Source organism: Aeromonas sp. PI_26 (assembly GCF_027854445.1).
Classification (GTDB): domain Bacteria; phylum Pseudomonadota; class Gammaproteobacteria; order Enterobacterales; family Aeromonadaceae; genus Aeromonas; species Aeromonas veronii.
On sequence record NZ_JAJNOE010000002.1, the window covers coordinates 83809 to 106885 of the forward strand.

The window sequence follows — 23077 nt, forward strand, 5'->3', positions numbered from 1 at the left end:
AATCCTCAACGGATGAGTCAACGGGCGCAATGCCCCGGCAAGGGCGCATCATAGCGGCTGGATGGGCAGGGCTCCAGCCGTCATGTGCGTCTTGAAAACGACCGGTGAGGGGGAGTGAGCACTCAAGGGGCTTCGCGCAGTGTCCGGTAGAGGGTGGTGCGGCTGATCCCCAGCTGGCGCGCGGCCTCGCTCACATTGCCGCCGCATGCCGCCAGCGTTTGCTGCACCTGCCGCCGGGTTTGTTCACGCAAGCTGGTCGCCTCCCCCATCGGTAAGACGCCGGGCTCTGTGGCCACACTGGGCAGATGCAGGTGGGCGGGTTCTATCCAACCCAACCCCTCTGCCAGCACACAGGCCACTTCCAGTGCCTGCTTGAGCTGGCGCACGTTGCCGGGCAGCGGATGGGCCAGCAGCTGTTGCTCCGCATCGCGGGTCAGACGCAGGGTCGGGTCCATCTCCGCCAACAGTCGCTGGATCAGCCCCAGACGCTCAACGGCAGGCCAACGGCGCAGCGGCATCAGCTGCTGGCGCCAGCCGCAGATCCGGTAATAGAGGTCTTCGCGAAATGCGTCACTCTGCACCATGGCCGCCAGATCCCGGTGGCTGGCACTGACCAACCAGAAATCCACCGCCTCCGGCTTGTGACTGCCAACCGGCGTCACGCTGCGCTCCTGCAATACCCGCAGCAGTCGGGTTTGAGCATGCAGCGGCAGTTCGCCAATTTCATCGAGCATCAGCATGCCGCCGTGGGCTGCGCGCAGATAACCCTGACTGCCCTGGCTGCGGGCACCGCTGAAAGCCCCGCCCACATAGCCAAACAGCTCGGCTTCCACCAGATCTGCTGGCAACGCGCCACAGTTGACGCACACCAGTGGCTGATCCCGCCGACTCGATGCTCGGTGCAGGGCCCGCACCAGATGCTCTTTACCGCTGCCGGTCTCCCCCTCGATAAGCAGCGAAATGCCGCGCTCCAGCATCTTGAGCGGCACCTGCTGCGGATGTGGCACCGGGCTTGAGTGACCCGGCAGCGCGGTGCAGGAAGATGTCGCGTCCGTTTCTGGCACCAGCCGCAAGCCACGCCCCTCGCGCAGCAGTTGCCTGCCATCGAAAGGATGCTGACCGAGCCAGAGTCGGCCTGCCCGGTTGGCGCCGAGCAGTTCCCCCTCCTCTCCCAGCAACAGGCGAGCGGACCAGAGGCTCTGGGGATCGAGATCCACCAGCCAGCCCGGCTGACGCGCCAGCAGTGCGTTTTCGAGGGTCATCGCCAGCAGCCGCACCGTGCCCAGCATATCGCCATCGTGATGGGCCGCATCGGTGGAGATATCGAGCACCCCGAGCAATTGCCCATCCGACCCGAGCAACGGGCAAGCACTGCAACTAAGGAAGCTGTGCTGGGCGAAGAAGTGCTGATTGCCGAGCACCTGCACTTCGCTCTGCTCGGCCAGCGCGGTACCGATGGCGTTGGTACCCTTGCTCGCCTCCCCCCAGCGGGCGCCACTGCGCAAAAAGATACGCTCGGCATGGCGGGCGAACCCCTCATCACCACTGGCGGCCAGAATGGCCCCCTCACCGTCACACAACAACAGGCGACAGGGGCGACCCGCCAGCAACTGGGCAAACAGCGGCAGCACAAAGCGCTGGAAGCAGGCGATCAGCCCCCTGTGCTGCTCCTGACGGGCCGACAGCTCCCCCTGGGGCAGCAAGTCCAGATCGGCGCTCTGCTGGCGGCTCAGCCCCTGATACAGGCAGCGCAGCCAGGAACGCTGGATCGGACCGGGACCGGGTTGAAGTGACTCACTCATCACGCCTCCTGTTCACAAACAGCACGACTGTCTCGGCCACTGTCCAGAAACGGTACAGTTTTATCGCAATAGCCGTGGTCATTGGTTAACCAAGATACGCCGCCACACCCCATTTGATAACGTTTTTGTAACCTTTTGCCTGCTGGTCAGACCCTTTGGCACGCCCCTTGCGATATCAGCTGCCAACCGGTCTGTCAGCCAGTCCGGTCAGGATCACACACATAAAGGATGATGAGATGATTTATACCGCTCCCGGTCAGGCAGGTGCCCTGGTCAGCTTCAAGTCCCGTTACGACAACTTCATCGGTGGTGAGTGGGTGGCTCCTCGCGCCGGCCGCTACTTTGAAAACATCTCGCCGGTGGATGGCAAAGTATTCTGCGAGGTCGCTCGCTCCGACGCCGCCGATATCGAGCTGGCGCTGGATGCCGCCCACAAGGCGTTCACCAGCTGGAGCAAAACCAGCGTCACCGAGCGCAGCAACCTGCTGCTGCGCATCGCCGATCGCATCGAGCAGAACATCGAACGGCTCGCCATCGCCGAAACCTGGGAGAACGGCAAGGCGGTGCGTGAAACCCTGGCCGCCGACCTGCCGCTGGTGGTGGATCACTTCCGCTACTTCGCTGGCTGCATTCGTGCTCAGGAGGGCTCGGCCGCCGAGCTGGATCAGAACACCGTCAGCTACCACTTCAAAGAGCCCATCGGCGTGGTCGGCCAGATCATCCCGTGGAACTTCCCGCTGCTGATGGCCGCCTGGAAGCTCGCCCCTGTGCTGGCGGCGGGTTGCTGCAGCGTGCTCAAGCCCGCCGAGCAGACCCCGGTCACCATTATGCTGATGATGGATCTCATCAAGGACATCCTGCCCCCCGGCGTAGTCAACGTGGTCAACGGCTTCGGCGCCGAGGCAGGTCAGGCGCTCGCCACCAGCAGCCGGATCCAGAAACTGGCCTTTACCGGTTCGACCGAAGTGGGCGCCCATATCCTTCGCTGCGCAGCCGACAAGCTGATCCCCTCCACCGTGGAGCTGGGCGGCAAGTCCCCCAATATCTACTTCGCCGACGTGATGCAGCACGAGAGCAGCTACATCGACAAGGCGGTAGAAGGGATGCTGATGACCTTCTTCAACCAAGGGGAAGTGTGTACCTGCCCCTCCCGCGCGCTAGTGCAGGCCAGCATCTATGACGACTTCATGGACCGAGTGCTGGCCCGTGCCCGCACCATAGTGCAGGGCAACCCCCTCGATACCGCCACTCAGGTGGGGGCGCAGGCGTCCCGCGAGCAGTTCGACAAGATCCTGGGCTACATGGAGATCGGCCGCGGCGAAGGGGCCAAGATGCTGATCGGCGGCGGCCCGGCCAAGGTGAGCGGACTGGAGGGGGGATTCTACATCCAGCCCACCATCTTCTCCGGTCAGAACAAGATGCGGGTGTTCCAGGAGGAGATCTTCGGGCCGGCACTCGGGGTCACCACCTTCAAGGACGAGGCGGATGCTCTGGCCATTGCCAACGACACCCAGTACGGGTTGGGGGCAGGCCTGTGGACCCGCGACAGCAATCTGGCCTGGCGCATGGGGCGTGGCATTCAGGCTGGCCGGGTCTGGGTCAACTGCTACCACGCCTACCCGGCACACGCCGCCTTTGGCGGTTACAAAAAGTCGGGGATCGGCCGTGAGACCCACAAGATGATGCTGGACCACTACCAGAACACCAAGAACCTGCTGGTAAGTCACGACATCAACCCGCTCGGCTTCTTCTAGCGCAAGCAGATGTCATCAGAAAGGGCGCCTGCGGGCGCCCTTCTTGTTTTGCTTCACCATATGACATGTCCGGCAATTTGTTATCGGGCTGACTGTAGGCGATAACGCTGGGGGGAGCAGCCCAGCTCCCGGTTGAACATGGCGATAAAGGCCGAGGTGGAGCCGTAACCGAGCCGCCAGCTGATCTCCTGAATGGGCATGTCCCCCTTGAGCCAGGCCAGCGCCTTGAGCAACCGCAGCCGGGCCCGCCACTGACCGAAACTCATCCCCAGCTCCCGCAGGCAGCGCCGCGCCAGGGTGCGCTCTGTGGTGTGCAGTTGTCCGGCCCACTGGACCAGAGTACGGGGATCGGCAGGATCGCTGTGCAACGCCGCCAGCATGGGAGCCAGCAGCTTGTCCTGACTCATCGGCAGGTAGCTCTCCTGACAACGGGTGCGCGCCAGTCGCTCCACCAGCAACTCGGCCTGACGCTGATCCCACTCATCCGCCATATGGCTTACCCGCCGTTCGCAAAAGTCGCTCAGCAGGGTGCGGATCAGCGGGGTGAGCAGCAGCAATCTGGGCTCTGGCGGCAGCTTGGCCGCCAGCTCGTGGCTGACGTAGATGGAGGTGTAGTCGAGGGTCTGCTCGTTGTAGGAGGTGTGGTCGAGACCCGCCGGTACCCAGATAAGGTAGTCGGCAGGGGCCACCAGTCGCTGATCCCCCAGCTCTATCTCCATGATCCCCAGGCTGATCATGTTGAGCTGGCCCCAGGGGTGGGAGTGCAGCACGGTCGCGCTGTCGGCCAGCATCTGCTGGTAACTGAAATAGAGCGGATTGGGAGCGGGCAGAACGACATCTACCGGCTGAAAGTGGTGAGTGGCCATCAGCGCCCCTTGTCAGTGAGAGAGAGGAGCTGGCGTGATGCAACGCCCTGTTGGCTCGGTCTCCGGCACAGGCCAAAAGCAGCCATCAGTTGCGAGCAAACGCAGCCCGTGTGGGCCGGAATAAGATGCATCCGAAAGAGTTGTCTTTTCCGCTGGGTCATCTGTCTGTTTTACGCTACTTGATAATATAAAGACAAGGGTAGACTTGGCCCCCTGTTAATAAGGAGCCTCTGATGCGAATCTTTTCCCCTCTTCTCTTTCCGCTGATGGCTGTGCTGATCTGGGCTACCAATACCGTGGTTTCCAAGGCGGCCGCCAACGTGCTCGATCCCGCGGCCATCTCCTTCTATCGCTGGGTGATCGCCGCCCTGGCGCTGACCCCCTTCTGCCTGCCCACCCTCTGGCGGCGACGCAGTGAGGTTCGCCCCTGGCTCGGCAAGCTGCTGGTGCTGGCGGCGCTCGGTATGGTGCTCTACCAGTGCCTCGCTTACTACGCCGCCCACAGCACCTCGGCTACCAATATGGGGGTGATCGGCTCCCTGATTCCGCTGCTCACCCTGCTGCAAGGGGCGCTCTTCTTCGGCCAGCGTCCCGGCAAACAGGCACTGCTCGGCATGAGTCTCTCCCTGTTCGGGGTGCTCTGGCTGCTTGGCAAGGGCGAACCGCTTGCCCTGCTCCATAACGGCATCAACCCGGGGGATGGCATGATGCTGCTGGGCTCCGCCAGCTACGCCCTTTACGGCCTATTGATCCGCCGCTGGCAGCTGCCGTTCGGCCCCTGGCTCAACCTCTACCTGCAGATCCTGCTGGCGGTACTGCTGCTGGTGCCGCTCGCTCTCAGTGCCGACTCGATGGCGGTGCCAGCTGAAGGGTGGGGACTGGTGCTCTTCGCTGGGCTTGCCTCCTCCCTGCTGGCGGCTTACTGCTGGATGCGCGGCCTCGCTTGCATGGGGGCAGAGCGCACCTCGGTCTTTATGAACCTGATGCCACTCTGTACGGCGCTGATCGCCGTCGTCGGCCTGGGCGAGCCGATCCACGGCTACCACCTGCTGGGTGGCGGACTGATCCTGGGCGGGGTGATGATCTCCCAGCTGAAAAAGCGTGTCCCACTGCCGGAACGCAATGCGGCCTGACGGGCAACATGCAAAAAACAACAAGGGAGCCGCTGGCTCCCTTGTTCATTTCTATCGTGCTCTAACGACGGTGAACCGACTTCACCCCGCCCGGCGCCAGCGGTAACGCCGCTCCGGCCGCCCCCGCTGACCATAGTTGAGATCCACATCCACCCGGTCTTCCGACTCCAGATACTCCAGATAGCGGCGCGCCGTGGTGCGGCTGAGGGAGAGTCGCAGCGCCACCGTGTCGGTGGAGAAGACGTTCTCCGGCTCACCCGCCAGCAGATCCAGCACCTGACGCAGGGTGATGCTGTCGATCCCCTTGGGAGTGACGCGCATCTCCTTGATCTGGGAGCGCCCTCCCTTGCCCAGCAGCTTGTCGAGATCTTCCTGCTCCAGCCGACCCCGCTCGCAGAGGCGGCTGTGCAGTTGCAGGATCTCGTCCAGACTCTGCTGGATGCGAAACAGCCGCAATGGTTTGATGACGTAGTCATGAACCCCCAGATTGAGGGCCTGCTGGATGGTCTCCACATCCCGCGAGGCAGTCACCATGATGACGTAGGCTTCGCGGTTGTGGCTACGCAGGCGGCTCACCCACTCAAGGCCGGAGCCATCGGGCAGGGAGACATCCACCAGCAGCAGTTGGGGCACCACACCGGCCATCATGGCATCGGCCTGGGCCAGGGTGCCGGCCCGCCCCAGCAGGGAGAAACCGGGTGTCGCCGCCACCAGTTCTGACAAGATGGCACCGATCCGATCGTCATCTTCAATAACAAGCGTGATTATTGGATCCATGGCTCACATTAATTGGTTTTTATTCAAGTAGATACCAAACAGGGTGGTCTGCTCGGCGGTTCGCCGCCATTCTATCACACCCTCGTGCCGACCCACGGTCTCCTTGACCAGGAACAGACCCACCCCGTGATCGCCGCTCTGGCGACTCACCCCGTAATCGAACAGATGATCGGCCAGCTCCTCGTCGACCCCCTCGCCGCTATCCTCCACCTCGATCACCAGTCGCCGCCCCACATCGCACAGGGAGAGCAGCACCCTGGGCGGCCGCTGCTGGCGGTTGCGCCAGGCTGCCTGCAGACCATTATCCAGCAGGTTGCCAATGAGGGTAATGAGATCGGCCGAGACCGAGGCCGGATACTCCGCCAGCGCCGAATCGGGATCGAGTTCCAGGGTCACCCCCAGCTCGCGGGCCCGGCTGAACTTGCCGAGAATAAGCCCCGCCACCGGCTTGTTGTCGATCAGCCGCAGCAGCTCCTGCAGCATGGTCTGGCACGCTTCGTTCTCCTGCTGGATCAGCTCCACCGCCTGCTCCACATGGCCCAGCTGCAACAAGCCGGAGAGGCTGCTCAGCTTGTTGGCGAACTCGTGGCTCTGCATCCGCAGCATCTCGGCATACTGGCGCAGATGGGTCACCTGTACCCCCAGACTGGCAGCCACCTCCGGACGACTGAAGATCAGAAGCCGCCCCGGCGCCTTGCCCTGCACCGCCTGCCAGCGACCGACAAAGGACTCCCCCTGAATGGTGAAGCTCACTTCCCCACCCTCTTGCTCCAGACAGGGGGCAAGGGGCGGCACCAGCTCCGCCAGCGACTGTCCCTGCAGGGCGTGGCGCCCGGTGACCGGCAGCCGCAACTGATAGCTGGCGGTACTGTTGATCATATTGATATTGCCGCGGCCATCGAGGGCGATGACCCCTTCGGTAATGTGCTCCAGTACCAGATCCTGCAGGGTAAAGCGGCGCACGATCGCCTCCGGCTCCAGATCGAGCAGGGTCTTGCGCAGCAGGTATTGCACCCAGAGCGCCAGCAGCAGGCCGCACCCCAGCACAGCCACGATGGCGCAGATGAGCAGGGCCACCCGCTCCATATAGATGCCCTCCACCTGCTGCATCAGGTAGCCCACCACCACGGCCCCCATGACCCGCCCATCCCCGCCAACCACCGGGGAGAAGCAGCGGATAGCCGGCCCCATGGTGCCCCGATCCTTGGAGCAGTAGCTGCGCCGCTCCTGCAGCGCGGGCCAGATATCCTCGCCGCGAAACTTCTGCCCCACCAGCTCGGGGTTGGGGTGGCTGAGGCGGCGACCATGCTCATCGGTCACCACCATATAGGTGGCATCGGTGCGGTTGCAGACCGCCTCCACGTAGTCGCGCAGGGTAGGATCACTCCCCTGACGCAGAGCTTCGACCACTCGGGTATCCGCCGCCATCACCCGTGCCAGATCGCTTCCCTTATCCTGCAGATTGCTCTCCAGCAGATGACGGATAAAGAGGGCCAGCAGACTGCCCAGAATGAGGATCAGCAGCAGGGAGAGCCCGAGAGAGAGGGTGACCAACTGGTGGCGAAGTTTCATGCACATACCTTAAAACGTCAGGACGCTGCCCAATAGTGCGGATGCCACCAGGTCTGGTCAATCAAAGGAGCCGGATCGCCGACAAAATCGGCCAACCCCTCCTCGCGGGCACAGAGTGCCACCGCTCTGGCGACGGCGCGGGCCACCTCTCCCACCTGCTCGATGGGGGGCAACAGCCGGCCCGCCACCAGCGGATAGGCGCCGACAGCCCGCACCGCGGCCAGCAACATGCCATCGCTGATGCGGCGCGCCTTGACCGCGCAGGCCCCGAGACCAATCCCCGGGAAGACATAGACGTTGTTGCACTGGGAGACCACCCGCCGCTCACCCGCCACCGTCACCGGCGCAAAGGGGCTGCCGGTGGCCAGCAGGGCGCGGCCATCTGTGGCAGCCCACACCTGCTCGGGGGTGGCCTCGGCGCTGCGGGTCGGGTTGGAGAGTGGCAGGATCACCGGCTGATCGCACACCTCCCCCATCGCCTGCAACACCTCGCCATTAAAGAGGCCGCCCTGACCGCTCACGCCAATCAAGACCGCCGGGCGCACCTGGCGGATGGTCTCCAGCAGCGAACTGCTCCCCTCCTCAACTGCGCGGGCAAACGGCTGCTGGGCACGTGTCAGGTTGGGACGATCGGCGCAGACCACCCCGTCCTGATCAAACAGCCAGACGCCGTCGTGACTCCCCGCCAGCTGGGCCAGCATGGCGGCGATGCCGCAACCGGCAGAACCCGCCCCGACGATCAGCACCAGGGCATCACTGAGGGGGGTCCCCGCCTGCTGCAGACCGGCCAGCACGCAAGCGGAGGCGACCGCCGCCGTGCCCTGAATATCGTCGTTGAACATGCAGAGCTCGTCCCGATAGCGGGTCAGCAGGTTGGCGGCATGCTTGCCGGCAAAGTCTTCAAACTGCAGCACCACCTGCGGCCAGCGCTTGCGAATGGCGGCCACCACCTTGTCCATGAAGTGGTAGTAGCTCTCGCCGTCGATGCGCGGGGATTGCCAGCCGAGGTAGGAGTCATCCTCCAGCAGCTCGGGGTTGTTGGTGCCCACATCGACGCAGAGCGGCAGGGTACGCGCCGGATTGATGCCGCCAGCAGCGGAGTAAAGCGCCAGCTTGCCGATACAGATCCCCATGCCGCCGATACCGAGATCGCCGAGCCCCAGCACCCGCTCCCCATCGGAGATGACGATCACGTCTACCTCCTGCTCCACCGACTCGAGTATGTCGTCGAGATCGTCCCTGTCATGCCAGGAGAGATAGAGACCGTGGCTGCGCAGATAGAGGTCACTGTGGCGCTGACACGCCTCCCCCACCACCGGGGTGTAGATGATCGGCAGCAGCTCCGGCAGGTGGTGGCGCACCAGATCGTAGAAGAGCACCGGGTTGTCCTCCTGCAGCTGACGCAGCAGCAGATGCTGGTCAAACGGACTCTGCATGGCGCTGACCAATCGGTAGATCCGGCGCCGCTGCTGGGAGAGGGACTCCTCCTTGTGGGGCATACGCCCCCGCACCCCCTGACGCTTGCGTTCTGCATAGGGCAGGCTGGTGCCCATCATGATGTCGTTCATTTTGTTTGTTCCTCAATCCGGTATCAGGCGAACAGGGAGATTAGAGCAGTAGCCAGGATCAGCATCACGGCGCCGCCAAGACGGGAGGAGATCTGGGCAAAGGGCATCAGCTTCATCCGCTGGGCCGCCGAGAGCACGGCTACGTCGCCGGTGCCGCCCATGTTGGCCATACATAGCCCGCCGGTGATGGCCGCCTCGATGGGATAGAAACCGATCATCCGGCCCACCAGTGCCGCGCCGAGGGCGCCACCGATCACGGTGACCATGACCAGCACGAAGTAGCTGATGGAAAAAGCGCTGATCAGCTCCGGAATACTGGTATAGGCGACGCCGATCCCCACCAGCAGGGAGGGAGTGAGGTTGCTCACCACAAACTGATACCAGTCGGCCGCCGCCTGCTCATAACGGCGCGGCAGCAGGCCGCTCACCTTGATAAAAGCGACCGCCAAAATCATCAGGGCAAAGGGGTGCATGGGGATAAAGTTACCAAGCAGGGAACCCAGCACAAACATGCTGGAGCTGATGAAAAGGCCCATGCCAAGACTCTGCAGGGTCGGCGATTCGGCCTGCTCGTCAGCAATGTTCTGGCTATTCTCTTTGACCATTAGCTTGCCGTTGCCGGTCAGGGAGGGGTAACGGCGACCGAGCCGCGCCAGCAGGGAGCCCACCAAAATGGCCAGGGTATTGGCGATCACCACCGCCGGTACCATGCGCGACAATAGATCCGCACTGGACATCTGCATCGGGCCGGAGAGGATCTCCACCAAGGGCACCGCACCAGCCCCCATGCCACCGCCCATGATCGGCAGGCCGATCAGCAGCACCGCATTCTTGAAGCCATACCCCATCAGGGAGCCGACCAGACCAACGCTCAGCAGTGCCAGTGCGACGCCACCAAGAATGACCGGCAGGTAGCGCATGGCGGCATTTTTCAGCAAAGCGCCGCTCATACCGAACACCGAACCGGTCACCAGACTGGCGATAAAGAAGTTGAGAAAGCCCCCCTCCTTCATGAAGTTGGTGATGACCTGCCCCGCCTGCACCGGCAGCAGCTGGTATTCGAACAGAGCGGCGCCGCCAAAGATGGCGAGGATGGTGCCGCCCCCCAGATATTCACGGATCGGCATGATCCGCTCACCCAGCTCGGTCAGCAGGGTGCCCAGCACGAACATCAGTGCCAGCGCACCGACCATGCCGAGCGGCAACGAGCCGTTCCAGCCGGAAAAGAGAACGCAGGTCGCCAGCCCCAGAAATATAAAGAGCGGCATACCGGCAATTTGTTGGCCGCCCATAAAGGCGGCCTTTTCTTGTGTGGTTTGTAGGGGTGAGAGGTTTTTCATTGTTATGTACTCTGCGTGTGATTGTGGCCGCTACTTTATTGATCCCCCTCTCCCCTGTCGGTTAGCCAGACTGCAAAGCCATATAAAAACATTAAAAACTTAAACATCATGGTGCCGCCAACGTGCGCAGCACAATAGAACACCAGACATCCGATACCCGACCAAGTCAGGAAATAGGGTGATAAAACGAGCGACCATAATGGCGGATATTTGGGTGATCAGCAGTAATAACGATGGGATGATCTCCCCCATTCGGGGAAATAACAGAGCCAGATGACAAGCTCTGCGACCATTTATCGCCACAGCTCCTGTGGGTGATAATCAGCGGGCAATGTCATCGCTATAACGCGAGTGCCACGGCGTGCCACATCAGGGTTTGAGTCGGCGTGCAGGAAGCACGCACGATGAAAAATGGTGAGGAGAAAGATGCAAAAAGGGGAGATTGAAATAGTGATGAGCCAAGCCAGCGAATACCAGAGCACTGGCTTGAACTCACAAGGATCACACACGGTCAGGTCTATTCTGCCAACAGCAATGGAATATTGGCGGGGTCAAAATCATGACTGATATCGGTACTTCTGATTGCGCCTTCCCGATTCACGCCATGGTGTAACTCTGCACCATATTCCCCATCACTCAACAGCACTTCAATTGCCAGATACATACATCCACTGTCATATCCATCCACAACCCGTTTCCCCCTTGTTTTATAACCCCATCAATATTAGCGGATAAAAAAAGAGCTGCTCGCTGAAGCTGAAAATTTCATGAAAATAACTTCCGAATATCCTCCATTCACGGCGCAATATCCGAATCGGCAAGAGAGCCTCGAGTGGATCAGCCCCGAGAATAATATCAGGGGCTCGAATGCTGCTCGCCCTCACCAACGAAAGATCCGACCAGAAACATGATCAGCATCACATTATTTACTTAGCCTGCTAAACAAGTATGATAGTTAGCATGCTAAGTACATTGAGGATGAGAAGATGACGGATCTGGAAAGGTTGCGCGAGCTGTCGCTCGCCGAGCAGATAGCGCGGATGCACCGGCTATGGCGTACTGCCGCCGACCTGGAGCTGGCTCCCCTTGGCCTCACCCATCCCCGCTGGACCGCGCTGTGGAAACTCTCCCGCATGGGGAACCATGTCAGCCAGAAGACCCTGGCCGAAGCCCTCGAGATAGAGCTCCCCTCCCTGATGCGCACCTTGGGCCAGCTGGAAGAGCAGGGACTGATTGAGCGTCACTGCTGCAGTCAGGACAAGCGGGCCCGCATCGTCTGCGTGACCCCGGCTGGCCAGACCCTGCTCGATCAGATCGCCGACCGCATCATGAATATCCGCCGGGAGCTGCTGGGGGGCATTGACGAGCAGACCCTGCAACTGTTTGAAACCACGGTGCAACGGATCTCGGCCAACGCCCTCAGCAAAATTGAACAACACCACGACCGACAAGCCGGAGGCGATACAAGCCCTCCCGAGACCGACACAGAGAGAGAATAAGATGACCCCGGATCAACAATTTACCCGCTGGATCAAATGGTCCATGGCTGGCTTTGCCACCCTGTTTGCCTATTTTCTGATAGCCGACCTGCTGATGCCCCTCACCCCTCAGGCGATGGCGACCCGGGTGGTCACCAAGCTGGCCCCCCAGGTGAGCGGCAAGGTGATCGAGGTTGCCGTTCACAACAACCAGCAGGTCAAGAAGGGGGATCTGCTGTTCAGGCTGGATCCGGCCCCTTTTGAACTGGCGGTGGAGCAGGCCCGCCTAGCGCTGGCGCAGGCAGAGCAGCAGAACAGTGAACTGGATGCGGCCCTGACTGCCGCCGTTGCCGAAATCAACGCCAAGGAGACCCTGGCCAGCCAGAAGTGGCGCGAGGCTGAGCGGATCGATGCGCTCTACCAACGTCACATGGTTTCGCTGCAACAAAAAGATGAAGCTGACAGTACCCTGCGCAGCGCCCAGGCCAACCTGCGCGCCAGTCAGGCCAAACTGGCCCAGATAAAGGCCAGTCGTGGCGTAACAGGTGAGGACAATCTGTTGCTGCGCCAGGCCCGCAACAAGCTGGCGCAAGCGCAGCTGGCCCTCTCTTACAGCCAGGTCCACGCGGATCAGGATGGCACCATCACCAACCTGCAGCTCAAGCCGGGCAGTATCGCCAGCGCTGGCAGCCCGCTGCTGGCGCTGGTGTCGGAACAGGTAGATGTCATAGCCGATTTTCGGGAGAAGAGCCTGCGCCATGTTGGCGAGCAAACCCGCGCACTGGTCGCCTTCGATGGCGAGCCGGGTCAGCTCTATCCTGCCCGGGTAAGCAGTCTGGATGCCGGGGTGAGTGCCGGTCAATTTGATGCCAACGGTAGACTGGCCGCACCGGTGGAGTCTGATCGCTGGGTACGGGATGCCCAGCGGATGCGGCTGCACCTCGAGCTGGACCAGCTCCCCGATCATCTGCCAGCCGGGGCGCGGGCCACGGTGCAACTGCTACCGGACAATGCCCTGACCGCCATGCTGGCACGGGGCCAGATCCACCTGCTCAGCCTGCTCCATTATGTCTACTAACCACGCCACTCACCCGTCGGCCAATACCGCCCCAGCACACCCCGCCGGTGGTGCTGCCGCTCACCTCTGGTATCGGCCCCTCACCGGCAACGAGCTGCGCCAGTGCCTGCGCATCGCCTTTGGCTGCACCACGGGCTTTTTGCTCTGCAAGCTGTTTGGCTGGAATTACGGGGTCTTCTATACGGTCACACCGGTGCTGCTGCTGGGGATGGTGCCGGTGATGAATGGCCATGCCGCACGCCAGCTGATCGCGGCGGCGGTGGTCTGTGGGGTGGAGGTCGGGCTGCTGGGAGGGCTGTTTGGCAGCCATCCGGCGCTGATGACTCCCATCGCCTTTCTGCTGTTTCTCTACCGTTTCGCCGCCATGTCGCGGGGCAGCCTGTTTCTGTTCGGAGCCAACGGGGTGCTGAGCCTCAGCATCATGCTGCACTTTGCCAGCTATCCGCAGACCGACCTCAGCGACCTGATCCTCAACAATATCTGGGCGAGCGTGCTGTCGGTGTTGATCGCCTACCTCATGACCATGCTGATCCCGGATGTGGAGGCCAGACCCAAGCCCGCCTCGGCCCCCAAAGCGCCGCACCGGATGCGCCATGAAGCCCTGCTGGGGGCCACGGTGGCCACCCTGTCGTTTCTGGTATTTCAGGTGTTTGACCTGCGCGACTCCATGTCTGCCCAGGCCACAACCCTGCTGGTGCTGTTCCCCATGCACTGGAACGGCGCGCTGAGTTATGCCCGCAAACGGGCGATGGGCACCTTGCTGGGGGTCACCTTCGGCTTGCTCGGCCAGTTGCTGCTCTATGACTGGTCAGGGCAACTGCTGCTTGTCGCCCCGTTACTGTGGCTCGGCGCCATGCTGTTCAGCCATGCCCACGTCAAGGAGGCAGGCGGCTCCGGGGTCGGCTTTGGCGCCCTCACCACCCTCGGCATCCTGTTTGGCCAGTACCTCACCCCGGGCAACGATCTGGTGTTCAGCGCCCTCTACCGGGTGAGCAGCATCCTGTTTGCCATTGTGGTCACCCTGTTGGCCTGCTACCTCGTCCACCGGTTGCTCAATCGCTTCGAGGCGACCCGCTTCGGTTATTGATTTCCTATTGTAAGCACTGTTGTCAGCCCATGGATGAGCTCTCTTTCGCCCCGTCGCCTGCCGGGGCGTTTTTTCTCTACCTCGTGTTCCTCCCTTGTCATCCCCCCACCACCACAGCTCAGCGCAGAAGTACGGCTATGCTTGTAAGGCTGCTGTCGATGAGGTGTACCTATGGTCGCGTTGTTAAAAAAATGGCTGGTTTGTCTGATGCTGTTGGCTACCAGCCCGCTCGGGGCCACCCCGCTTGTCATTGGTGCCGAAGATGACTGGGCCCCCTACTGCGAGCGCGACAAGGACAATGAGGATGACCAACCCCACGGACTGGCGCCTGAGCTGGTCAAGGCGGTGTTCGCCGCCGAAGGGATCGAGATTGTCTTTCGCACCCTCCCCTTCGCCCGCTGCATGCACGATGCGAAAAGCGGCAAACTTGCGGGGTGCTTCAACGCCACCATCACCGAAGATAACCGCTACCAGTACCACTGGCACGATACCCCCATGTTCGAGGAGGATCTTGCCATCTTCGCACTCGCCAGCGAGCCGCAACGGGATCTCAAGCTCACCTCGCTGGAGGGCAAGCGGGTGGGCATCACCCTCGGCTACACCTACCCCACCGATTTTATGGAGAACCCCAGGATCACCCGCTTTCAGGCCAAATCCGATGCCCAGATCCTCGAGATGCTGGTACGCGGCCGGGTCGACTACATCCTGATGAACGGCATGCCGGGCTATCTCAAGATCCAGCAGAAGCAGCTGACCGGCAAGGTGGTCAAGGTTGGCAAACTCTCCACCGATGGCTTCTGGCTCGCCTTCTCCCGCCACCACCCGCAAGGGGAAGCGCTGGCCAAACAGTTCGAGCAGGGGCTGCAGAAGATCAAAAACAACGGCATCTATGAGACGCTGATCCGCCAGTTTGAAACCAGACTTGGCCTCTACTGATTGGCGATACCTTCCTGATTGCGTCCCCCTCATACTCGCGCGGTATGCCGGACAGCCAGCGACGCACCGAATGGCCGTGCGGATTGCACAATAACGGCAACCTGTTAGGCTCACGCCCGTATGACACCAATGGAGCTGTAATCATGAATAAGGCACATATGATGGCCGCTGGTGCGCTGGCCCTCGGCCTGCTCGCTGGCTGCAATCAGGGCAATACCCTCTCAGTCACCGGTGGCGAACCGGTCAGTTACCAGTGCGAGCAGGGCAAGAAGGTGCAGGTGCGCTACTTCTCCCTCTCCGACGAAAGCCTCAACTTTATCAAGCTGTCACTGCCGGACGGCAAGGATTACACCCTGCCCCAAGCCATTTCGGCCTCCGGCGCCCGCTATACGGACGAACATGAGGCCGTTTGGTGGAACAAGGGGGATGAGGGCTTTGTCGAGCTTCGGGATCAGGATGGCGAGTGGCAGACCGCCTACAACGACTGCAAACAGCAATAAACGTGACCCCGGCCTGGCCGGGGTCTCTCTTTCTCTGGCATCAGAGTGGTGGGGGATCAGTTGATCTCGATCTCGAAGCGGTTGGTCACCTCGACCGGTATGGCATCCGGGTTGCCCTCTGCCGGGCTGTAGCGGATCCGCGAGAGGGTCGCCAGCGCGCTCTGTTCCAGTTCGCCGGGGGGCTCGGCCGCCACCACTTCCGGCTTGACCGGCGTGCCGCTGGCGTCAATTTGATAGCGAACTTCCACATACCCCTTGACCGGTTTGGCCGGCAGGGCGGGCTCGTCATTGCCAAGCCATGACCACTGCTTCTCCTGAACCCAGTAGCTGGACAACTGCTCGAGAGGGATAGCGATCGGAGCGCGCTCTTGCGCTACCTCCTGACGGGATGAGCACCCCAGCAACAGTGTCACTGCCAGACCTGACCATACTGCGACTTTCCACTTCATGTAACGCTCCTTGTTCTCTGCCGGTGCTTGTTGCCGGACTGCAGGGCGCTCAACGCGGCCCGCTTGGTCAGTCACCCATCCTAACGAAAAAGTATTCGTATGAACATGAACAAAAGGGCCAACCCCGAGAGGTTGGCCCTTTTATCGTCAATAAGCTCACTAACCAGCCGAAGGTATCAGCCGCGCTTGTCGCTCACCACCAGCCAGAGCGCATGGACCATGCCCGGCAGACCGCCCATCAGGGTCAGCACTATGTTGATTAAAAAGTGCAGGCTAAAGCCCACCTGGATAAACGCGCACACCGGAGGCAGGAAAATGGCCAGCAGGATCTTGAGCAGATTGTTCATCTCGGCTCTCCTTTTCAAAAATGTCGTCAGGATTGGAATGGGCTAACCATAAACATCCCGGACTTCAACTGCAAACCAGACAGGGAATTCGCTCACCCGCATCACGCCAGGCGTTGAGGTCGTGGATCTGCTGATTGCTGCTGCCACGCCAGAGCAGGCCCGGGTCTGCCAACTCCTTTTCAAACTTGCCATCCACCAGCACATCCAGCAAGGCCACCAGCTCGCGCTGGGCCTCTGACAGCTCGCCGAGCAGATAGCCGGTCCAGCACCAGATATCCTTGCCCGGACACTCGGCGCGCACCCGTTTCACCAGTGCCAGCACGTGGGGCACGTTGGCAGGGTGGAGCGGATCGCCGCCGGAGAGCGACAGACCTCGCCGTTTGATGCGGCTGTCGTTGAGATCCGCAATGACGCGATCGCTCATCGCCTGATCGAACGGCTTGCCGCCATCGAGCCGCCAGGTGCTCTGGTTGTAGCAACCCGGGCACTGGTGCTCGCAACCGGAGACAAACAGGGTGGCACGGGTGCCAGGGCCGTTGATCACATCGACCGGGTAGTATTGGTGGTAGTGCATCGCTTGTTTCCTGCCTCGTTCACGGGACAGCGGCATAACTGCCGCCCTCCAATGAAAATGGCCCCTTGAGTCAGGGGCCAGCTCTTCATCGCCTGTGCGCTTACATATGTTTGACGCGGCGCTTCACCTCTTCCTGCTTGCCCGCATTGAAGGGGCGCGCATCCGGGCTGCCGAGGTAGCCGCAGACACGGCGGGTCACCGACACCTTGGCGGGGTCGTGGTTGCCGCAGCGCGGGCAGGTGAAGCCCTTGGAGGTACACTCGAATTCTCCGGTAAAGCCGCAGTCGTAGCACTCGTCGATGGGAGTGTTGGTACCGTAGTAGGGCACCTTGTCATAGCTGTAATCCCAGACGTTTTCGAGCGCTTCCAGGTTGTGCTGGATGTTGGGGTACTCGCCGTAGCAGATGAAACCGCCACTGGCGATGGGCGGATAAGGCGCCTCAAAGTCCAGCTTGTCGTACGGGTTGACCTGCTTCTCCACATCGAGGTGGAAGCTGTTGGTGTAGTAGCCCTTGTCGGTCACGCCGGATACCACGCCAAACTCCTTGGCGTCGATGCGGCAGAAACGGGTGCAGAGGTTCTCGCTCGGGGTGGAGTAGAGGCTGAAGCCGTAGCCAGTCTCCTCTTTCCACTCGTCAATGGCTGCCCTGAGACGGGCGATAATGGCGATCGCCTTCTGTTGCAGCTCGGCGCTGTCAAACAGGTGCACCTTGTCACCAAACAGGGCATTGATAGTCTCGTGAACGCCGATATACCCGAGGGAAATGGAGGCACGACCGTTCTTGAAGATCTCGCTGACGTTGTCGTCGGCCTTGAGGCGCACGCCACAAGCCCCTTCCATATAGAGGATCGGCGCAACCCGTGCTTTCACCCCGTCCAGACGGGTGATGCGGTACATCAGCGCCTTCTTGGCGACCCGCAGGGAGGCATCGAGACGATCCCAGAAGTCCGCTTCGTCACGGGATTTCAGGGCAATGCGCGGCAGGTTGAGGCTCACCACACCCAGGTTGTTGCGACCTTCGTGGATAAGCTCGCCATTCTCCTCGTAGGCACCGAGGAAGGAGCGGCAACCCATGGGGGTCTTGAAGGAGCCGGTCACTTTCACGACCTGGTCGTAGTTGAGGATGTCTGGATACATCCGCTTGGAGGCACACTCCAGCGCCAGCTGCTTGATGTCGTAGTTGGGATCGCCCTGCTTGTGGTTGAGGCCATCCTTGATGGCGAACACCAGTTTCGGGAACACGGCGGTCTTCTTGTTCTTGCCAAGGCCAGCGATGCGATTGCTGAGGATGGCACGCTGGATCATCCGCGACTCCCAGCTGTCCCCCAGACCAAAGCCGAAGGTGACGAACGGCGTCTGACCGTTGGCGGTGTGCAGGGTGTTGACCTCGTACTCCAGCGACTGGAAGGCGTCGTAGCACTCTTTCTCGGTGCGGGCCATGGCGTAGGCTTCTACGTCGGCAATGCCCCACTCTTCGGCCACTTCACGGTGTTTCTGCCAGCTGATGGTCACATAGGGGGCCAGCACTTCGTCGATGCGGTTGATGGTGGTGCCGCCATAGATGTGGCTCGCCACCTGGGCGATGATCTGGGCGGTCACGGCCGTGGCGGTGCTGATGGATTTCGGGGTATCGATCTCCGCATTGCCCATCTTGAAGCCGTGAGTCAGCATCCCTTTCAGATCGATCAACATGCAGTTGAACATCGGGAAGAAAGGTGAGTAATCGAGATCGTGGAAGTGCAGATCACCGCTCTCGTGGGCCTGAACCACATCACGGGGCAGCATGTGGCTGGTGGCATAGTGCTTGGCGACGATACCGGCCAGCAGGTCGCGCTGGGTCGGGATCACCTTGGAGTCTTTGTTGGCATTCTCGTTGAGCAGGGCGGCGTTGGTCTGCTCGACCAGACCGCGGATCTCCTGCGCCAGACGGCCGCGCGCCTCGCGAGCCTGATCCCTGTCGTGGCGATATTCGATATAGGCACGGGCGATGGCCTTGTCGTCGGAAGCCATCAGGTGGTTTTCGACCCGGTTCTGGATCTCGTGGATATCAACTTCACCACGCCCTTCCAGCTCCTGACTCACCGCATTGGCAATGCGGGAGGCGAGTGCCGGATTGGCCTGATTGACCGCTTCCGCCGCACGGCTGACCGCCTCTGCAATCAGCTGGGCATTGAATGGTGCGCGACATCCGTCACGTTTGATCACAACCGGTTTCATGGATTTTCCCCGTTAAAAGGCCAGGCATTTGCCTCTGGCTCACCCTTGTTGGGCCCCCCTCCCGGCATCTCGTCCTGGACGCAAATAAATTCAGCCGAGGCTTGACAAGCCTGGGCTGAAGATAGGAGGGGAACAGCTTATACACAGCTTAATAACACAACATATAGGGATTAAAAACGAATGCGTCCCTATATGTGGTGTCTATTAGGCACCAAAGCGAAGCCTCATTTCTTGATCCAGGACAGGTTTTTCAGCGAGCGGGACAGTTCACGACCAACCCAATAGAGCCCCATTCAAATCCAACTTCAAGCAGGGTGCGGGCTGGCGTCCGATCCACCCACCCGAAAAAAAATCGCCCCCCGCCGCACCGGTTTCGAGATGACAGCGTCAACCAAAACCGCCCATACTGAACAAGAACTCTCTCCCCCTCGACAAGGGACAACCCATGCGCACCTCTCTGCTGTTGCTACTGTTATCCACCCTCTCTCTGCCGCTCTGGGCCGCCAACATTCTAGTGATCAGTAGCTACCATCCCGAATACCTGTGGGACCAAAGCTACAACAAGGGGCTGCTCGATGGCTTGCAGGGGGAGCACAAGATCACCCACTTCTATATGGACACCAAACGCCATCCACGGGAGAAGTTCGACGAGATCGCCCAGCAAGCCATCGCCTTTTATCTGAAGAGCAAACCGGATCTGGTAGTACTGGGGGATGACAACGCCATCAACTATCTGGCCAACGAGATCGCCTCGCTGGGTACCCCGGTGGTCTTTCTCGGCATGAACGAGAATCCGCGGCTCAAGGGCTTTGTCGGCCACCCCAAGATCACCGGCGTGCTGGAGCGTCCCCTGCTCAAGCGCAACATCAGCGAAATAAGCCAGATGATGGGGGGGCTCGACAAGGCGCTGGTATTGTTTGATTCCAGTAATGTGGCCCTCACTGCCATTGAGGATGAATTCAAGACCCAGACCGAGCTGCGGGTCGGTCAGACCCGGGTCAACAGCCAGCTGATGGGGGATTACAGCCTCTGGCAGGAGGCGGTGCTCAACGCCAAGAAAAACGGCTATCAGGCAATCTTCCTCGGCCTCTACCACACGCTGGTCGATGACAATGGCAAGCATGTAAGCGAAAAGACGGTGCTGGAGTGGACCAGCGCCAACACGCCAGTGCCGCTCTTCTGTTTCTGGGAGTTTACCGTCGGCAATGGGATGGCCATCGGTGGGCTGGTGCTGGACGGCCACGATCAGGGGATACAGGCAGCCAGCCTCATCAACACCATACTGGCGGGCACCCTGCCCCGTACCATCTCCCCACGCGCGGCCCTGCGCGGCGAATATGTCTTCAGCAAGAGCGAGCTGGCCCGCTGGCAGCTCACAGTGCCCGACAAATGGCGCCACAAGATCCTCTGGCGTGAGTGACCGCCGAAACAAAAAAGAGAACCCGGCCATGCCGGGTTCTCTTTTATCGGGTGCTGCGGTTAGCAGGCTTGGTGAGGGCTATCAGCCCTGCAGCGCCTGTTGCAGCTCCTCTTCGGTCCAGATGGTAATGCCGAGCTCCTGTGCTTTGGTCAGCTTGGAACCGGCCGCCTCCCCCGCGACCAGCACATCGGTCTTGGCTGACACAGAGCCAGCCACCTTGGCGCCCAGTGCCTGCAGTGCCGCCTTGGCATCGTTGCGCGACAAGGTGGTCAGGGTGCCGGTCAGCACGAAGGTCTTGCCGGCAAAGGGTTGCTCCGCGGCCTCTTTCTTCTCGATGGCCGGCCAATGGATGCCGGCAGCCAGCAAGGCTTCCAGCACCTCCACGTTATGGGGCTGACGCAAGAAGTAGTAGACATGCTTGGCCACCACATCGCCCACGTCGGCCACTTCGAGCAGCTGATCCACCGAAGCCGCGCGCAGAGCATCCAGGGTGAGGAAGTGGTTGGCAAGATTGAGCGCTGTCGCCTCCCCCACTTCACGGATCCCCAGGGCAAACAGGAAGCGCGGCAGGGTGGTGCTGCGCGCCGCATCGATGGCGGCTACCAGATTGAGGGCCGATTTTTGCCCCATCCGCTCAAGCCCGGCCAGCTGGATGGCATTGAGGCTGAACAGATCGGCGGGGGTCTTCACCAGTCCCTTGTCCACCAGCTGCTCGACAATCTTGTCGCCAAGGCCGTCCACATCCATGGCGCGACGGGCAGCAAAGTGCTTGATCGCCTCCTTGCGCTGCGCCTCGCAGAACAGGCCACCGGAGCAGCGGGCAACCGCCTCTCCTTCCAGCCGCTCCACTGCCGAGCCACACACCGGGCACTCGGTCGGGAAGAGAATTTCGCGCGCATCAACAGGGCGCTGTGCCTCTACCACGGCAACGATCTGAGGGATCACGTCCCCTGCCCGGCGCACGATCACGGTATCACCGACCATGACGCCAAGGCGCTCTATCTCGTCGGCGTTGTGCAAGGTGGCGTTGGAGACAGTCACACCGCCGACAAACACCGGTTTGAGCTTGGCCACCGGCGTCACGGCGCCGGTACGGCCAACCTGAAACTCGACGTTCTCAAGCAGAGTCATCTCTTCCTGCGCCGGGAACTTGTGGGCGGTCGCCCAACGCGGCGCGCGTGCCACAAAGCCGAGCTCCTCTTGCAGAGCGATAGCATCCACCTTGTAGACCACGCCGTCGATCTCATAGGGCAGCTCGCCACGGCGGGCCAGAATGTCGTCGTGGAACGCCAGACAACCGGCAGCCCCCTCTTTGAGTTTCACCTCGGGACTAAGCGGCAGCCCCCACTCTTTGAGCTGATTGAGGCGACCAAAGTGAGAGCCACCGAGTTGCTCGCCGCCGACACCGACGCCGTAGGCGTAAAAGCTCAGGGGACGGCTGGCAGTGATACGTGAATCGAGCTGACGCAGGCTGCCGGCGGCGGCGTTACGCGGGTTGACGAACACCTTCTCGCCTGCGGCCAGTGCCTTGGCGTTCATCGCCTCGAAACCGGCCTTGGGCATAAAGACTTCGCCACGCACCTCCAGCCGCTCTGGCCAGCCAGTGCCCCGCAATGCGAGCGGAATGGCCTTGATGGTGCGCACGTTCTCGGTGATCTCCTCACCGGTGGCGCCATCGCCCCGGGTGGCCGCCTGCACCAGCTGGCCATTTACATAGAGCAGGCTCACCGCCAAGCCATCGAGCTTGGGCTCGCAGCAGAAGGTGAAACGCACGTCACGCTTGAGGCGATCGCTCATCCGTTGTTCGAACGCCTGCAGCTCTTCGCTGCTAAAGACGTTGTCCAGACTCAGCATGGGGATCTCGTGGCGCACCTGTTTGAAGGCGGTCAGCGGCTGACCGCCGACCCGCACACTCGGCGAAGCCGGGGTTTTCAGCTCGGGGTGGTCAGCCTCCAGTGCGATCAATTCGCGCATCAGACGGTCGTATTCGGCATCCGGCACTGTGGGGTTATCCAGCACATAGTACTGGTGACCATATTCGGTAAGCAGTTCACACAATTGACGGTGGCGGGAGAGGGTGTCGCTCATGAAAAAGTCTCGAAGTGTGATTGAACATACGGCCGGGGTAGAAACAAAAATGCGGTACCTGGGTACCGCACTTTTTCTTCACTCGACCCG

The 23077-nt window shown here is 61.2% G+C and carries 20 protein-coding genes; 8 read left to right on the plus strand and 12 right to left on the minus strand.

The window, feature by feature from the left end; all coding sequences use genetic code 11:
• Positions 1 to 122: 122 nt before the first annotated feature.
• Positions 123 to 1802, minus strand: coding sequence for a sigma-54-dependent Fis family transcriptional regulator (locus LRL22_RS02900; protein WP_270904680.1), 1680 nt, complete (start codon positions 1800 to 1802; stop codon positions 123 to 125).
• Positions 1803 to 2038: 236 nt separating this feature from the next.
• Here LRL22_RS02900 and exaC point away from each other — a divergent pair, with 236 nt between their 5' ends.
• The gene (gene exaC, locus LRL22_RS02905) at positions 2039 to 3556 is read left to right on the plus strand and encodes an acetaldehyde dehydrogenase ExaC (protein ID WP_100646534.1); all 1518 of its coding nucleotides are present in this window, start codon (positions 2039 to 2041) and stop codon (positions 3554 to 3556) included.
• Positions 3557 to 3636: 80 nt separating this feature from the next.
• On the opposite strand, the gene LRL22_RS02910 is transcribed toward exaC, so the two are convergent.
• Complete coding sequence (locus LRL22_RS02910) at positions 3637 to 4422, minus strand: helix-turn-helix transcriptional regulator (protein ID WP_270904681.1); 786 nt, start codon at positions 4420 to 4422, stop codon at positions 3637 to 3639.
• Between the two features lie 233 nt (positions 4423 to 4655).
• On the opposite strand from LRL22_RS02910, the gene LRL22_RS02915 reads away from it, so the two are divergent.
• A complete protein-coding gene (locus tag LRL22_RS02915; protein WP_270904682.1) occupies positions 4656 to 5555 on the plus strand; it encodes a DMT family transporter in 900 nt (299 codons plus the stop codon).
• Positions 5556 to 5636: 81 nt separating this feature from the next.
• Here the strand turns inward: LRL22_RS02915 and LRL22_RS02920 are convergent, their stop codons facing one another.
• The 5 genes from LRL22_RS02920 to LRL22_RS02940 all read right to left on the minus strand — a co-directional run bounded on the left by LRL22_RS02920 (position 5637) and on the right by LRL22_RS02940 (position 11476).
• Complete coding sequence (locus LRL22_RS02920; protein WP_005338420.1) at positions 5637 to 6332, minus strand: response regulator; 696 nt, start codon at positions 6330 to 6332, stop codon at positions 5637 to 5639.
• Between the two features lie 3 nt (positions 6333 to 6335).
• Positions 6336 to 7904 (minus strand): ATP-binding protein, encoded by a 1569-nt coding sequence (locus tag LRL22_RS02925; protein WP_263084395.1) that lies wholly within the window; start codon positions 7902 to 7904, stop codon positions 6336 to 6338.
• 17 nt (positions 7905 to 7921) lie between these two features.
• Entirely contained in the window at positions 7922 to 9472 is a 1551-nt protein-coding gene (locus LRL22_RS02930; RefSeq protein ID WP_270904683.1) for an NAD-dependent malic enzyme, read from the minus strand.
• 23 nt (positions 9473 to 9495) lie between these two features.
• Entirely contained in the window at positions 9496 to 10812 is a 1317-nt protein-coding gene (locus LRL22_RS02935) for a 2-hydroxycarboxylate transporter family protein (RefSeq protein ID WP_219296055.1), read from the minus strand.
• A gap of 517 nt (positions 10813 to 11329) precedes the next feature.
• The gene (locus tag LRL22_RS02940; protein WP_270904684.1) at positions 11330 to 11476 is read right to left on the minus strand and encodes a hypothetical protein; all 147 of its coding nucleotides are present in this window, start codon (positions 11474 to 11476) and stop codon (positions 11330 to 11332) included.
• Positions 11477 to 11798: 322 nt separating this feature from the next.
• Between LRL22_RS02940 and LRL22_RS02945 the strand changes: the two genes are divergently transcribed.
• The 5 genes from LRL22_RS02945 to LRL22_RS02965 all read left to right on the plus strand — a co-directional run bounded on the left by LRL22_RS02945 (position 11799) and on the right by LRL22_RS02965 (position 15891).
• The gene (locus LRL22_RS02945) at positions 11799 to 12311 is read left to right on the plus strand and encodes a MarR family transcriptional regulator (RefSeq protein ID WP_199427507.1); all 513 of its coding nucleotides are present in this window, start codon (positions 11799 to 11801) and stop codon (positions 12309 to 12311) included.
• Position 12312: 1 nt separating this feature from the next.
• Positions 12313 to 13368 carry an HlyD family secretion protein gene (locus LRL22_RS02950; RefSeq protein WP_270904685.1) on the plus strand — a complete coding sequence of 352 codons (1056 nt, stop codon included), beginning with the start codon at positions 12313 to 12315 and terminating at the stop codon, positions 13366 to 13368.
• A complete protein-coding gene (locus tag LRL22_RS02955; RefSeq protein ID WP_270904686.1) occupies positions 13358 to 14455 on the plus strand; it encodes a DUF2955 domain-containing protein in 1098 nt (365 codons plus the stop codon). Before LRL22_RS02950 ends, LRL22_RS02955 begins: the two co-directional genes overlap by 11 nt.
• A 171-nt stretch (positions 14456 to 14626) precedes the next feature.
• The gene (locus LRL22_RS02960; protein ID WP_106842426.1) at positions 14627 to 15391 is read left to right on the plus strand and encodes a substrate-binding periplasmic protein; all 765 of its coding nucleotides are present in this window, start codon (positions 14627 to 14629) and stop codon (positions 15389 to 15391) included.
• Between the two features lie 143 nt (positions 15392 to 15534).
• Positions 15535 to 15891, plus strand: coding sequence for an MliC family protein (locus LRL22_RS02965; protein WP_042055249.1), 357 nt, complete (start codon positions 15535 to 15537; stop codon positions 15889 to 15891).
• 56 nt (positions 15892 to 15947) lie between these two features.
• Here the strand turns inward: LRL22_RS02965 and LRL22_RS02970 are convergent, their stop codons facing one another.
• From LRL22_RS02970 to nrdD, 4 genes are all read right to left on the minus strand, one after another.
• Positions 15948 to 16340 carry a TonB family protein gene (locus LRL22_RS02970; RefSeq protein WP_042055245.1) on the minus strand — a complete coding sequence of 131 codons (393 nt, stop codon included), beginning with the start codon at positions 16338 to 16340 and terminating at the stop codon, positions 15948 to 15950.
• 176 nt (positions 16341 to 16516) lie between these two features.
• Complete coding sequence (locus LRL22_RS02975) at positions 16517 to 16687, minus strand: YqaE/Pmp3 family membrane protein (RefSeq protein WP_005338440.1); 171 nt, start codon at positions 16685 to 16687, stop codon at positions 16517 to 16519.
• Between the two features lie 64 nt (positions 16688 to 16751).
• Positions 16752 to 17261 (minus strand): anaerobic ribonucleoside-triphosphate reductase-activating protein, encoded by a 510-nt coding sequence (gene nrdG, locus LRL22_RS02980; protein ID WP_270904687.1) that lies wholly within the window; start codon positions 17259 to 17261, stop codon positions 16752 to 16754.
• A 100-nt stretch (positions 17262 to 17361) separates the two neighbouring features.
• Complete coding sequence (gene nrdD, locus LRL22_RS02985; RefSeq protein ID WP_042079841.1) at positions 17362 to 19479, minus strand: anaerobic ribonucleoside-triphosphate reductase; 2118 nt, start codon at positions 19477 to 19479, stop codon at positions 17362 to 17364.
• Positions 19480 to 19924: 445 nt separating this feature from the next.
• On the opposite strand from nrdD, the gene LRL22_RS02990 reads away from it, so the two are divergent.
• Positions 19925 to 20899 (plus strand): ABC transporter substrate-binding protein, encoded by a 975-nt coding sequence (locus tag LRL22_RS02990; protein WP_139493609.1) that lies wholly within the window; start codon positions 19925 to 19927, stop codon positions 20897 to 20899.
• Positions 20900 to 20980: 81 nt separating this feature from the next.
• Here LRL22_RS02990 and ligA read toward each other — a convergent pair whose 3' ends face one another.
• A complete protein-coding gene (gene ligA, locus LRL22_RS02995) occupies positions 20981 to 22987 on the minus strand; it encodes an NAD-dependent DNA ligase LigA (protein ID WP_270904688.1) in 2007 nt (668 codons plus the stop codon).
• Positions 22988 to 23077 lie beyond the last annotated feature (90 nt).

Coding starts and splice junctions, on each gene's coding strand:
- LRL22_RS02920 (WP_005338420.1), bottom strand. CDS start 6,332: ATGGATCCAATAATCACGCTTGTTATTGAAGATGACGATCGGATCGGT.
- LRL22_RS02930 (WP_270904683.1), bottom strand. CDS start 9,472: ATGAACGACATCATGATGGGCACCAGCCTGCCCTATGCAGAACGCAAG.
- LRL22_RS02965 (WP_042055249.1), top strand. CDS start 15,535: ATGAATAAGGCACATATGATGGCCGCTGGTGCGCTGGCCCTCGGCCTG.
- LRL22_RS02955 (WP_270904686.1), top strand. CDS start 13,358: ATGTCTACTAACCACGCCACTCACCCGTCGGCCAATACCGCCCCAGCA.
- LRL22_RS02970 (WP_042055245.1), bottom strand. CDS start 16,340: ATGAAGTGGAAAGTCGCAGTATGGTCAGGTCTGGCAGTGACACTGTTG.
- LRL22_RS02990 (WP_139493609.1), top strand. CDS start 19,925: ATGCGCACCTCTCTGCTGTTGCTACTGTTATCCACCCTCTCTCTGCCG.
- LRL22_RS02940 (WP_270904684.1), bottom strand. CDS start 11,476: ATGTATCTGGCAATTGAAGTGCTGTTGAGTGATGGGGAATATGGTGCA.
- exaC (WP_100646534.1), top strand. CDS start 2,039: ATGATTTATACCGCTCCCGGTCAGGCAGGTGCCCTGGTCAGCTTCAAG.
- nrdG (WP_270904687.1), bottom strand. CDS start 17,261: ATGCACTACCACCAATACTACCCGGTCGATGTGATCAACGGCCCTGGC.
- LRL22_RS02900 (WP_270904680.1), bottom strand. CDS start 1,802: ATGAGTGAGTCACTTCAACCCGGTCCCGGTCCGATCCAGCGTTCCTGG.
- LRL22_RS02925 (WP_263084395.1), bottom strand. CDS start 7,904: ATGAAACTTCGCCACCAGTTGGTCACCCTCTCTCTCGGGCTCTCCCTG.
- LRL22_RS02950 (WP_270904685.1), top strand. CDS start 12,313: ATGACCCCGGATCAACAATTTACCCGCTGGATCAAATGGTCCATGGCT.
- nrdD (WP_042079841.1), bottom strand. CDS start 19,479: ATGAAACCGGTTGTGATCAAACGTGACGGATGTCGCGCACCATTCAAT.
- LRL22_RS02935 (WP_219296055.1), bottom strand. CDS start 10,812: ATGAAAAACCTCTCACCCCTACAAACCACACAAGAAAAGGCCGCCTTT.
- LRL22_RS02945 (WP_199427507.1), top strand. CDS start 11,799: ATGACGGATCTGGAAAGGTTGCGCGAGCTGTCGCTCGCCGAGCAGATA.
- LRL22_RS02915 (WP_270904682.1), top strand. CDS start 4,656: ATGCGAATCTTTTCCCCTCTTCTCTTTCCGCTGATGGCTGTGCTGATC.
- LRL22_RS02910 (WP_270904681.1), bottom strand. CDS start 4,422: ATGGCCACTCACCACTTTCAGCCGGTAGATGTCGTTCTGCCCGCTCCC.
- LRL22_RS02975 (WP_005338440.1), bottom strand. CDS start 16,687: ATGAACAATCTGCTCAAGATCCTGCTGGCCATTTTCCTGCCTCCGGTG.
- LRL22_RS02960 (WP_106842426.1), top strand. CDS start 14,627: ATGGTCGCGTTGTTAAAAAAATGGCTGGTTTGTCTGATGCTGTTGGCT.
- ligA (WP_270904688.1), bottom strand. CDS start 22,987: ATGAGCGACACCCTCTCCCGCCACCGTCAATTGTGTGAACTGCTTACC.